General features: G+C 66.8%; 14 protein-coding genes. 9 read left to right on the top strand and 5 right to left on the bottom strand.

All coding sequences use genetic code 11. The features are described 5' to 3' along the window. The first annotated feature begins 589 nt into the window (after nt 1-589). The 4 genes from M4J40_RS06895 (at nt 590) to M4J40_RS06880 (ending at nt 3,217) form a co-directional block, all read left to right on the top strand. Entirely contained in the window at nt 590-1,186 is a 597-nt protein-coding gene (locus M4J40_RS06895; protein WP_251753140.1) for an SH3 domain-containing protein, read from the top strand. Nucleotides 1,187-1,499: 313 nt separating this feature from the next. Continuing rightward, nucleotides 1,500-2,207: a hypothetical protein gene (locus M4J40_RS06890; RefSeq protein ID WP_251753138.1), complete on the top strand. Its 708-nt coding sequence runs from the start codon at nt 1,500-1,502 to the stop codon at nt 2,205-2,207. Nucleotides 2,208-2,456: 249 nt separating this feature from the next. Further along, the gene (locus M4J40_RS06885; RefSeq protein ID WP_251753136.1) at nt 2,457-2,834 is read left to right on the top strand and encodes a DUF134 domain-containing protein; all 378 of its coding nucleotides are present in this window, start codon (nt 2,457-2,459) and stop codon (nt 2,832-2,834) included. Further along, a complete protein-coding gene (locus M4J40_RS06880; RefSeq protein WP_251753135.1) occupies nt 2,831-3,217 on the top strand; it encodes a NifB/NifX family molybdenum-iron cluster-binding protein in 387 nt (128 codons plus the stop codon). The genes M4J40_RS06885 and M4J40_RS06880 overlap by 4 nt, the downstream gene beginning before the upstream one ends. Before the next feature lie 599 nt (nt 3,218-3,816). Here the strand turns inward: M4J40_RS06880 and M4J40_RS06875 are convergent. Continuing rightward, a complete protein-coding gene (locus M4J40_RS06875) occupies nt 3,817-4,539 on the bottom strand; it encodes a type 1 glutamine amidotransferase (protein WP_251753134.1) in 723 nt (240 codons plus the stop codon). 263 nt (nt 4,540-4,802) lie between these two features. On the opposite strand from M4J40_RS06875, the gene M4J40_RS06870 reads away from it, so the two are divergent. From M4J40_RS06870 to M4J40_RS06865, 3 genes are all read left to right on the top strand, one after another. Further along, nucleotides 4,803-5,705, top strand: a complete 903-nt coding sequence (locus M4J40_RS06870) for a DUF4405 domain-containing protein (protein WP_251753132.1) — start codon at nt 4,803-4,805, stop codon at nt 5,703-5,705. A gap of 113 nt (nt 5,706-5,818) precedes the next feature. Continuing rightward, a complete protein-coding gene (locus M4J40_RS22385) occupies nt 5,819-5,944 on the top strand; it encodes a hypothetical protein (protein WP_257235122.1) in 126 nt (41 codons plus the stop codon). Between the two features lie 61 nt (nt 5,945-6,005). Next, the gene (locus M4J40_RS06865) at nt 6,006-6,206 is read left to right on the top strand and encodes a type II toxin-antitoxin system CcdA family antitoxin (RefSeq protein ID WP_251753131.1); all 201 of its coding nucleotides are present in this window, start codon (nt 6,006-6,008) and stop codon (nt 6,204-6,206) included. A gap of 280 nt (nt 6,207-6,486) precedes the next feature. On the opposite strand, the gene M4J40_RS06860 is transcribed toward M4J40_RS06865, so the two are convergent. Continuing rightward, complete coding sequence (locus M4J40_RS06860) at nt 6,487-7,239, bottom strand: helix-turn-helix domain-containing protein (protein WP_251753130.1); 753 nt, start codon at nt 7,237-7,239, stop codon at nt 6,487-6,489. A gap of 21 nt (nt 7,240-7,260) precedes the next feature. Further along, entirely contained in the window at nt 7,261-7,635 is a 375-nt protein-coding gene (locus tag M4J40_RS06855; RefSeq protein ID WP_251753129.1) for a cupin domain-containing protein, read from the bottom strand. A gap of 195 nt (nt 7,636-7,830) precedes the next feature. Here M4J40_RS06855 and M4J40_RS06850 point away from each other — a divergent pair, with 195 nt between their 5' ends. Beyond that, entirely contained in the window at nt 7,831-8,352 is a 522-nt protein-coding gene (locus M4J40_RS06850; protein WP_251753128.1) for a hypothetical protein, read from the top strand. Between the two features lie 45 nt (nt 8,353-8,397). Here the strand turns inward: M4J40_RS06850 and M4J40_RS06845 are convergent, their stop codons facing one another. After that, nucleotides 8,398-9,663, bottom strand: coding sequence for a type II toxin-antitoxin system HipA family toxin (locus M4J40_RS06845; RefSeq protein WP_251753127.1), 1,266 nt, complete (start codon nt 9,661-9,663; stop codon nt 8,398-8,400). Further along, a complete protein-coding gene (locus M4J40_RS06840; RefSeq protein ID WP_251753126.1) occupies nt 9,660-9,890 on the bottom strand; it encodes a helix-turn-helix transcriptional regulator in 231 nt (76 codons plus the stop codon). The genes M4J40_RS06845 and M4J40_RS06840 overlap by 4 nt, the downstream gene beginning before the upstream one ends. Nucleotides 9,891-10,219: 329 nt before the next feature. On the opposite strand from M4J40_RS06840, the gene M4J40_RS06835 reads away from it, so the two are divergent. Next, nucleotides 10,220-10,378, top strand: coding sequence for a DUF3309 family protein (locus M4J40_RS06835; RefSeq protein WP_251753125.1), 159 nt, complete (start codon nt 10,220-10,222; stop codon nt 10,376-10,378). Nucleotides 10,379-10,380: the final 2 nt, after the last annotated feature.

The following is a 10,380-nucleotide window of genomic DNA, read 5'->3' as shown; positions in this document are numbered from 1 at the left end:
CTCCTGCTCGTGTCCAGAACGCGGCTAAACGTCTGAAGACGAGTAGAATCAATGCCATGCACCCTGTCCAGTGATTTAAACCGGACAGCAGTGGCTTTAGGCGCAGGACCTCAGGCCGGAAAGGGCGCGAGGTTGATATCGGGCGCCCGTTCCCATCAACCTGTCCTCCTCTGCGAAGGCAGAGGATCTCGGGCAGGAAGGGGCGGTGGGGGTGTATCGGCGGGCTGGCGAGAGTGGGAGCTGATATCGGCGGCTCGCTCCACCGTCCTGAGGTCCTCTGCCTTCGCAGAGGAGGACAGGAAAGGGATAGGGAACGGGTGCCTGGCATGTGTCCGCTTGCCCTCGCCCTTCGGCCCTTCCACGCTTCAAGGTGAAACTCTCCTTTCCATCAACCTGTCCTCCTCTCTCGAAGGCAGAGGATCTCGGGCAGGAAGGGGCGGGGGGGGGGATGTATGGGGTGGAGGTGTTGCATCGGGCCTTTGCGTGGTAGAGCATGCGTCGGGTCGCTCCAGACACAGGCCGGTTGCCAATGTGTTTGAGCGGCCTTGGAAAAAGCGCCCGCCGGCCAACTCGAATGGTCGCCGAGCGCATGCTCCGGCGTCTTTGGCTGGAGCCCCCGCGCGCCCTGTCGCTTGACCATGGAGTTGCCCGAGGAGACATGAGCCGGATCTTTCGAGTTTCTTTTGTCGCGGTGTGCGTCGCGGCCTGCGTGGCGCTGGTCGTCGTGCTGCAGTCAGGGACCGCGTCGGCCGGTTTGCGCGGGCCTTCGGGTCTGCCGCTGCCACGGTTTGTCAGCGTGAAGGCGATCAAGGCCCACGTCAGGCATGGCCCCGGCACGGACTATGCCGTGAAGTGGACCTTTGTCCGGCGCGACCTGCCGGTGGAGATCTACCAGGAGTATGGCAACTGGCGGCGCATCCGCGACTGGACCGGCGAGGACGGCTGGGTTTTCGCGCCGCTGCTGTCCGGCCGGCGGACGGCGCTGGTGGAGCCGTGGTCGGGCGGGGTCTCGGTGCGGCTGAGGAAGCGCCCCGACGGACCGGTGTCGGCGGTGCTGGAGCCCCGCGTCGTCGTCCGGCTGCGCGGCTGCGACGGCCGCTGGTGCGAGGTGGCGACCTCGAAGGTGTCGGGCTTCGTCAAGCAGGAGCGGCTGTGGGGCGTCTACCCCGGCGAGCGGTTCAAGTGACATGACGGGCGCGGATGAGAGCCCCGGCGGTATCGCGCTCCCTGTCACTGGCGTCCGATATGGCCGTCGTGGATCGGGCTGGAACAGTTGTGCGGTTCGAGGGCTCCCGCGAGGGGGGTAACCCTGTCCTTATTTCCAAGGTGAGTTCGCAGGATTGCGATTGCCCGGCCCATGGGGGCTGCCTAGATTGCCACCTCAGGCTGCTGACTCGGTTTGGCTCGCCCTTGTCGTAAGTCAAGGCGCTGGGCGGGATGGTTCGTCGGCGGCGATTCGAGGGGGCGCCCGGTGCGCGGGGCTGGAGGACGTTCGGGACATGTACGATTACGAGATCTGGCGGTGGCTTTTCGCGGCCTGCCTGACGGGCTTCGTCGGCGGTTACATTGCGACCCTGACCAATCGCAATCCCTGGATATGGGGCGTGGTCTGCTTCTTCACAGCGGGGCTGGGGCTCATCTTGCTGATGATCCTTGGCAAGGCGGCGGCGCCGAAGCCGCTCCCCCGCGCGGCCTGGGAGATCAACCTCGACGCAACGCCGGCACCCATCCCCGTCCGCCCCGAGCGGACCTGGTGGAACCACCTCAAGGAGATCGACGGCGACGTCAGGCAGGCGGCCGACGAGGTGGCAGAGCTGTCGGAAGACTATGAGGACGTGCTGGCCGACCAGTTCCTCACGCCGACGGACAAGAAGGACTATCTCCGCTCGCTGGTCGACGCGCTCAAGGCGCAGCATGCCGCGCTTATCGAGCAACAGGCCGGCGAGAACGAGGCGGAGCTGCCGTCGATGCAGGCCAAGCGCAAGCAGGCGCTGGAAAAGCGGGTCGACCGCTCCAGGGCGATGATGGCGGAGATCACGGCCAACGGCATGGTTTGCCGGCAGACCGGCAAGAAGGTGGCATTCATGCAGCTCTACGCCGGGCGGCAGATCGACGATCACGGCTATGCCTATCTCCGCTACGAGGACGGCACCGCCGAACTGCGGTCCGGCGACTACTTCACGCTGGCGCCGAGCGACGGGCCGTAGCCTCACACCGCTTCCGTCGGGTTTTGACCTTTCGGGTCGGAAGCTGACGGAGGCGGAAGCGCCCGACCGGGCGCCGGCCGGTCAGGCCGAGACCCGCTTGAGCCGGATGAGTCCGGATCAAGCGGAACGCGTATCGGCCCCGACGGGCGGCTTTCCCGTTTCCCATCTTGTGAGTATACGTGCATAACCGACTGTCGCGCCGGGGATCGGTGGCGCATATTATGGGTGTATTCCCAAAACGGAGTCCGGATGGCGAGACCGCAGAAGCCCCGCACCGTCAGCGACGACTTGCCCGCCAGCTATTTCAAGCCACAGGGCATTCCGATGGTCTCGCTCAGCGAGATCGTGCTGACGCTGGACGGACACGAGGCGCTGCGCCTCGTCGATGTCGAGGGGCTGGACCAGCAGGAGGCGGCTCTCAGGATGAACGTGTCGCGGTCGACGCTGTCGCGCATCCTCGGTGAGGCGCGGCGGGTGACGGCCACCGCCATCACGCGTGGGCTGGCGTTGCGCATCGAGGGCGGCGCCGTGACGCGGTCCAAGGATGGCGGCTGCGGGCACAGGCCGAAGGGCAGCTTCGTTGCGGGAGATACGCCTTTGAACCTGAAGGACGAAGACCGATCATGACCCTGCTTGCCGTTCCCTCCGACGCTCCCGGCGGCTTCGACGCCGACATTTCCGGCCACTTCGGCCACTGCGACGCCTTCTCGCTGTTCCGCATCGACAACGGCTCGGTGGTGGAAACCGCCGTGCTGCCGGCCCTGCCGCACGACAACTGCCTGGCGCCGGTGCGCCAGCTCGCCGAGCGCGGCGTGACGGCCATCGTCGCCTATGGCATGGGCGCGCGGCCGCTGTCGGGTTTCCTCGCCTCGGGCATCCAGCCGTTCTACGCCGGCGAGCACCGCAAGGTGGGCGAGGTGGTCGACGCCTTCCTCAGCCAGCAACTCCCCGCCTTCAGCGACGACCACACCTGCGCGCATCATGCGGAGGGCGAAGACTGCCACCACTGAAAGCCGGCCTGAAAATTCTACTGGGGCGGGAAGCTGGCTTAGGGCTCTGCGCTTCCGGTGCTCACGAACCTTAAGTTCGCTCCGCTCCGGTTCTCGAACCCGTCGCCAAGGGCATCCGCCCGAAAAAGTTGCAGACTTTTCGGGCCAAGCGGATGCCCAGGGATGCCTCACCCCAGCGAATTTTGAGGCCGGCTTTGGGAGCGAGCTGGATGGGAGGGTGATATGGGCTTCGGAGCCCCTTTCGGCCTGAGGTCCACCTTGCATTCGCCCGCGAATGCAAGTGGCCTGCGCCAGGATGACGGGAGGGGGATAGGGGCGGGAGCCTCTGCCGGATGGCGGAGATGCGGCGGAAGCAGGGCGCATCCCATTGTTTTATATCAATGAATTGTCATCCTGCGCGTAGGCGCAGGACCTCAGGACGAGAAATCGCGGCGGTTCGTATCGGGCTCCATGAACAGGGAGCGCGATATCGGCGTTGCGCCCCTTCCTGCCTGAGGTCCTGCGCCTACGCGCAGGATGACGATTTATATTTATGTTTCAGTTGGATGGGCCGCTTGCAAGCTCGCCGAGCGAAGCGGGTGCCGCGATGGAGGTGTCCCCTACTGCCGCGCCCGGTACGCCGCCACCAGCTTGTCGAGGAAGGTGAACAGCATCTCGTTCATGGCGGTGTAGTCGTTGGCGCGCAGGGCGGCGGGTTGCTGGACGAAGCGGTTGGTCTTGCGGGCGGCGAGGTCGGCTTCGGAGGCGGCGATGAGGAGGTCGATCACCTCGGGGGTGAATTCCATGTGGCACTGGAAGCCGTAGGCGAGCGGGCCGTAGGCGACGATCTGGCGAGGGCAACCCTCGCTAGTGGCGATCACCACGGCGTCGGGCGTCAGGCCGGGCATGTCGGAGTGCCAGTGGCCGACCTCAAGCGTGGGGCCGAAGTGGGCGAAGAGGTCGTGGGCGCGGCCGGCCGGCGTCAGCGTGATGGGGAACTTGCCGATTTCCGTTTCCGGGCTGCGTTCGCAGGGCGCGCCAAGCGCCTCGCCCATCAGCTGCGAGCCGAGGCAGACGCCGACGACGACCTTGCCGGCGGCGATCGCCCGGGCGATCAGCGCCTGCTCGGCCGGGCTGTCGAAATGGGGGCATTCCTCGACCGTGGTGGCGGGCGACTGCGGGCCGCCCATCACCGCCAGCATGTCGAAGCCGTCGACGGAGGTTGGTAGCGGCTCGCCGAGATAGACGCGGGAGTAGGCCACGCTGTGGCCGCGGCCCGCCGCCCAGGTTTCATAGGCGCCGGGCGCCTCGAAGGCTTCGTGGACGACGATGTGAATGCGCATGGCTGGGGCTCCTGTCGGCTGGGCGGCGACTTTATCGGAGGAAACCGGGCGAACGGAAGCCCCGACGCGGAAGTGTCACACTTGTAACGAGGCGTATCGCCCGACCGTTTGGCGCGACGGCCCGTTACAAAACATCGGTATATTCGCGATTGCCAAAATAATGGTATGGGTAAACATGCCGTTGCCAGGGCAACTCCAGCGAGCGTGGAACGCGTTTTCGCCTCCGGACTTGCGCGGCGCTTGGCATGGGGTTGGAGGCGATGATGAGCGAGATGACGAACGGCCGGCAGTTCAGCTGGCGGGCCATGACTTCGATGATGACGACCGGCGGCTTCCTGATCATGGGCGTCACCGGCTTGATGCTGTTCGCAACGCCCGAGGGGCGGCTCGCCTACTGGGTCGACTGGTCTCTGGGCGGGCTGACCAAGGAAGAGTGGGGGGCGATCCACGTCACCTCCAGCCTGTTGTTCCTGATCGCCGGCTTCATCCACCTGTGGTTCAACTGGCGGCAGTTCGTGGCCTACCTGCGCCACCGCTTCCAGCAGAAGGTGTCGATCCGGCCCGAGGCGCCGGTGGCGACCGCCTTCCTGGCGCTGCTGGTGGCGGGAACGCTGTGGGGCGTGCCGCCCTTCACCTGGGTGCTCGACCTGAGCACTGCCATCAAGGCGTCTTGGTCGGTGGACGCCAGCATGGAGCCGCCGTTCGGCCACGCCGAGGAGGTCACGCTGGACACCATGGCGCTGCGCACGGCGACGCCGGTGGGCGCCATCGTCGGCGCTATCCGCGAGGCCGGCTACACGGTGGAGACGACGGCCGACACGCTGCGGCGCGTGGCCGACCGCAATGGCGTCAGCCCGGCCGAGATCTGGGTTGAGGTGATCAAGCGCGTGCCGTCGGTGGTGCCGGCGCCCATCGACGCCAGCGCCGCCTGGACGCCCGAGCTGGTCGACCAGCGCTTCGAGGGCGCGGGCTTCGGCGCCAAGACGATCGAGCAGGTGGCGACCGAGCTGGCGCTTCCCACCGACGAGGTGATGGCGCGCCTCAAGGCGGCCGGCATCGACGCAGCGCCCGGCGACCGGCTGAAGGCCGCCGCCGAGGACGCCAAGGCGACGCCGACGGAGCTTCTGAAGGTGATCCTGGTGCCGGGCTTCAAGCTGCCGGAGTGAAAAGTGACGGCGCGCCGCTCGGAACCGGGTGGCGCGCCGGCCGTTGTCCGGTCAGCGCCGGACGTCCTGCCCGGCGTGGCTTGCAGAAGGGCGGCGCTGCCGCCAGAGACGACATGCTGTGTTGCTCCCGCCGGAACGGGCCCCTCTGCCGGGCCATGAAGATCGCCATCCTCTGGACCGCCGTGGCGCTGGTCGCCGCGCCGGTCGTCGGCCGGATCATCGACGAACAGGGGAAGTAGGTTTGCGCGGGGGGCGCTCCTGTGCGCATATTGGCTACGGATGATCCTTTGAAGGTCTTCGATGTCCGCTCGACACCCCCATCGCAAGGCAACCGGTCTGTCGCTCGCCGCCGAGCAATGGCGGCGCGATAACGCCGATGCCATCGCCAGCTCAAACCGCTGGGTGGAAGAGAACGGCCTGCCGCTCGGGCGCTTTGGGCAGCACCTTCGCCGAGCGGGAGAGGTGGCGACCGATACTTGCCATTTGCCCCATTCTGCCTGACGTCGCAGAGGACTCTATCAGTCTCCTTGAACAAGGGAGCCTGATATCGGCTTCGATGCCTCTTTCTGCCTGAGGTCCTGGCCTTCGCCAGGATGACAGTTAATTGATATGAAACAGGGAGATAAGCGGCACCCTCACCGCTGCCCGAGCTCCAGCGAAGCTCCCGCCCCTATCCCTCTCCTGTCATCCTGGCGAAGGCCAGGACCTCAGGACGAGAAATCTCGGCGGGTTCTATCAGGCTCTATGAACAGGGACGCGTGATATCGGCGTCGCTCCCCCCTCACCGCCGCATCTCACGCGCCCAGCGGCCGGGCGAGGTGCCCATCAGTTTGCGGAAGGCGCGGGTGAGGTGGCTTTGGTCGGCGAAGCCGGCGGTGGCCGCTGCCTCGGCGATGGCGACGCCGGAGAGGATCAGCCGCCGGGCGAGGCGCAGGCGGGCTTCCAGCCGGTGTTCGGCCGGCGTCAGGCCGTAGGCGCGGCGATAGAGCCGGTGCAGGTGGAAGGGCGACAGGCCGGCAAGGCGGCCAAGCGCCCGGAGGTCGACATCCTCGTCGAGCCGTTCGCCGGCAAGACGCCGGGCGGCGCGCAGCGGCCGGGGCATCGGGCCGGGCTGGGCTGTGCGTGGAGCGAGGCGATCGGTTTCCATGAGGAGGGCGGGGACGAGATCCGTCGCGTTGGGGCGGCCTGATTCCGCCGCATCGAACAGGGCGTCGAAGGCGGTGCGCCAGCTGGAGTCCCGGATGATGGCGGCCCGCCAGGGCGGCAGGTTGCCCGGCGAAAGGGCGACGACGCGATGACTGCCCTCGGCGCTGGCGGCGAAGGCGTGCGCCGTGTCGGGCGGGATGACGAAGCCATCGCCGGGTTCGAGGCGATGTGGACCGTCGGGGAGGACGATGTGGCGCGTGCCGGCATCGACGAGGCCGAGGATCAGCGACAGGTGGGCGTGCATCGGCGTTTCGGCGACGGCGCCGTCCACCCGCACCGTCTCGACCGCGCCGGTGCCGTCGCGCCCGTGATGAACCTCGCCCGCCACGGCTGTCCTCAGTTGATGTCGTCAGTTGATCGCCGGCGCGAACAGCGCCATCAGCGTCATACCAGCCTCGCCGGCCCGGATCGAGTGTAGGGTGGCGGGCGGGATGATCATCAAGGCCCCCTCGGCGTAGTCGACGGCTCGCCCGGCGAGATCGGCGACGCCCCGGCCGGCGACGACGAAATGCTGCTCGACCTCGCTGTCGTGCTTGTGCGGCAGCATGGCGCCACCGGGGGCGATGCGCACCATCAGCGTCGAGAAGGCGCCGCCGGTGGCCGCGCCCCGGACAAGCGGCTTCAGCTCGACGCCGGGAAACGACGGATGCGCCGTCCACCCCTCGCCGGCAGCGCCGGGCGCGGCGCGGTTGCCCTCGGCCATTGTTTCCAGAAGCGTCTTCATGATCCGGCCTTTCGCGTTCGGAGGCGTGGGCGCCTCGCGGTTGATGCGGGGAGGATGGCAGGGGCGGGCGGCGGCGGATTGGACGATGTTGCTGTTTTGGGGGGACGCTTGTCGGTGCATTCCGCGCCCGGGAGTGCTACTGGAGGTTGACAATCCGAACCGCGATCCCGATGGCGGGCATCAAGAGGGCGGCAAATGAAGAGCTTCGGCCTGACGGTGCTGACCTACCTTTTCCTGTCGGTGTTGCTCTGCGGCGGGCCGTTGATGCCGATTGCGCTCCTGACGCTCTATCGCGACCATCTGGGAGCGCCGGGCTGGATTTTGTTGGTCGCCGCCGCTGCCGCTATCGCCGTCGTCGCCAGCCGTGCCGCCGGGCGCCGTCTCGCGACGCAACGCTTTGCGCTGCCGATGTTCGTCGCCTTCTGGATGCTGCTGTCGGCGGGGCTGGTCGGCGGTTATGCGACGGCCTTGCGGGCGGTGGAGGTGGCGCGGTTCAAGCCGGACAGCTACGTTGCCAGCTGGTTCGTCAGCTCCCTTCAAAACGCCCCGGCCGACTTCCAGTTCTTCGTCCACGCCGCCGCCATGAAGGACTGCAAGCCCTATGCGTGGAGCTACCGCGAGATGGCCTTCTACGAACTGTCGCCGACGACCGTGGTCAACCTCGGGGCGTTTCCGCGTGAATGGCTGGAGCCTTGCGGCATCCGCAGGTGGTGGTGAGTGGCTTGGGTGGATGGCGACGCGGCATGGTGTTTCGCGGGGTCGCTACCCAAGGCTTCTTTGCGCAGTGTCTCCTCGATCCGCGACAAGTCGGATGAGCGCATCGAGGCGATTGTCTTCGGGGTTGGGACAGTTCAGGTCTTCAGCGACGCTTTCGGCGCGAGCGATGATTTCCGCGCCGAGCTCGCCGACCCGGCGCCGCACCAGCGGCCAACCCACGCCGGCCTCTCTGGCAAAGGCCTTCCAGCCATCGGCATCCATGTTCTGAAGCGTCGCCCTCTTGCCGAACCGCATGGCCATGTTGGGGGCAAGCTCGGGATAGGCGATCGTCGACAGGAGATCGTAGAGCGGGGCCAGCCTCGGCCCCTCCTCGCCATAGAGGATCGAGACGTTCTTTCCGTGCGCGTCGGCATTGCCGGCGATCAGGTTGAAGATGGCGGCATCCAGCAGCTTGAGCACGTCGACGGCGGGCCTTGACGAGACGCGCCGGACGAGATCGAAACAGTCCTTGAACGTGGGGCCGCCTTCGCTGGCGTATTTGGTTTCCGGCGGCACGCCGAGCGCTTGACAGAAGTCCTCCTGATGAAGGCGGCGTACGATGCCGTTCGTGTCGCGACGGCGGTCATATCGCCCGACCAGGAGGAACGGGCGGCGCTCTGCGGATCTGAGTTCGACCGGCGCGACATCCAGCCCCACGGCGGCCGCCAGTCGCATCACGAAGGCTTCGTTCTCGGCCGTTCCCGGAAAGCGCGCGATCGGCGGCTTCAGAATGTGCGTGGTGGGCTGGCCGGGCAAAGGCAGAGCGACTTGCCCATTGACCAGAACGACGGGCACCTTGGACTGCGCACCGGCCAGAGACAGGCGAAGCCCCTCCTGACCGGCCAGGAGCGGGCGCACCGGCAGGGCGTCCAGAACGCGGAGAATGCCCGCCTCGTCGAGTGGCTCGGGCTGCCGACTGGCCGAAATGTCCGGCTCGGAGGGCGCCTCGCCGGGCGGCAGAAGCTGTAGTGCGCCGGCAACATCGCCGCCCAGGCGATCGAGCAACGCGAAGTCATTGGCGGGCGAAACTCCCAGCGCTTGCGCGGCGGCGGTGCGCTGCCCCTCTTCCGGCAGCAGACCGCCGAAGAAGGGGCGGCATTCCCGCCGACCGAACGGATCTGCGCGCAAGGGCAGCGACGCGGACAGCGGGCGCGGCTCGACGCCTTCCAGCCACGAAGGGGCATAGGCAAAGGCGATGTCGCCATGCCGATCCTGCGTGAGTTGGCCGACGACCTGCCCGTCCCACCAGACAATGAGGCGCTTGTCCGTCATCGTGCACACTCGCCAGGCGGCTGGATGTCCACCGCGCAGCCAAGCGCTTGCAACACCTGAAGCACCTTGCCGATCTGCGCCGTCGGCTTGCCGGCCTCAAGATCGACGATGAACCGCAGCCCGACGCCGGAGGCGCCCGCAAGCTCGTCCTGCCGCAAGTCTTGCGCCTTGCGGGTTGCGCGGACGATGTCGCCGATCTCGGCAGAGCTGAGGACGCGTTTGGACATGTTCTTTCCCGAGCGGGAAAATAGCCCAGAATCCTGGCGCCTGTCCAGTGAATATTCCCGAGCGGGAAATTTGCTTGAATGAGCACTGGGCGATCGTGAAAATTTCCCGATCGGGAAATCAGGCAGGTGCCGGACGTCGGCTCTTTGTGCCTGCGTCACCGCTCCGGGTGGTGTCCGACTCTTCGTTCCCGCTACCCCCGCAGCGCAACGAAGCGCACCCCACGGTCGGCTTGATGGAACCGGCAGGGCCTCTCCGGAATTTGCTTAGGGTGGATCGATATTTCTCGCGGGGGATTTCTCTCCGCGCCCCTCAAGCCTAGGAGCCACACATGACGCTCGGCACAATCCTGATCATCGTCCTCATTCTTGTCCTGCTCGGCGCGCTGCCGACCTGGCCCTATTCCTCGCGCTGGGGCTATGGCCCGTCGGGCGGCCTCGGCCTGATATTGCTGATCCTCGTCATCCTGATGCTGATGGGCAGAATCTAGAC

Source organism: Pleomorphomonas sp. JP5, assembly GCF_023721815.1.
Lineage (GTDB): Bacteria > Pseudomonadota > Alphaproteobacteria > Rhizobiales > Pleomorphomonadaceae > Pleomorphomonas.
This window is presented reverse-complemented; position numbering and strand designations above follow the sequence as displayed.

Excerpts from the sequence above, each read along its gene's own strand:
- M4J40_RS06840 (WP_251753126.1), bottom strand. The coding sequence starts at position 9,890 with ATGTCCAAACGCGTCCTCAGCTCTGCCGAGATCGGCGACATCGTCCGC.
- M4J40_RS06870 (WP_251753132.1), top strand. The coding sequence starts at position 4,803 with ATGAGCGAGATGACGAACGGCCGGCAGTTCAGCTGGCGGGCCATGACT.
- M4J40_RS06885 (WP_251753136.1), top strand. The coding sequence starts at position 2,457 with ATGGCGAGACCGCAGAAGCCCCGCACCGTCAGCGACGACTTGCCCGCC.
- M4J40_RS06890 (WP_251753138.1), top strand. The coding sequence starts at position 1,500 with ATGTACGATTACGAGATCTGGCGGTGGCTTTTCGCGGCCTGCCTGACG.
- M4J40_RS06850 (WP_251753128.1), top strand. The coding sequence starts at position 7,831 with ATGAAGAGCTTCGGCCTGACGGTGCTGACCTACCTTTTCCTGTCGGTG.
- M4J40_RS06855 (WP_251753129.1), bottom strand. The coding sequence starts at position 7,635 with ATGAAGACGCTTCTGGAAACAATGGCCGAGGGCAACCGCGCCGCGCCC.
- M4J40_RS06875 (WP_251753134.1), bottom strand. The coding sequence starts at position 4,539 with ATGCGCATTCACATCGTCGTCCACGAAGCCTTCGAGGCGCCCGGCGCC.
- M4J40_RS06845 (WP_251753127.1), bottom strand. The coding sequence starts at position 9,663 with ATGACGGACAAGCGCCTCATTGTCTGGTGGGACGGGCAGGTCGTCGGC.
- M4J40_RS06865 (WP_251753131.1), top strand. The coding sequence starts at position 6,006 with ATGTCCGCTCGACACCCCCATCGCAAGGCAACCGGTCTGTCGCTCGCC.
- M4J40_RS06880 (WP_251753135.1), top strand. The coding sequence starts at position 2,831 with ATGACCCTGCTTGCCGTTCCCTCCGACGCTCCCGGCGGCTTCGACGCC.
- M4J40_RS22385 (WP_257235122.1), top strand. The coding sequence starts at position 5,819 with ATGCTGTGTTGCTCCCGCCGGAACGGGCCCCTCTGCCGGGCCATGAAG.
- M4J40_RS06895 (WP_251753140.1), top strand. The coding sequence starts at position 590 with ATGCTCCGGCGTCTTTGGCTGGAGCCCCCGCGCGCCCTGTCGCTTGAC.
- M4J40_RS06835 (WP_251753125.1), top strand. The coding sequence starts at position 10,220 with ATGACGCTCGGCACAATCCTGATCATCGTCCTCATTCTTGTCCTGCTC.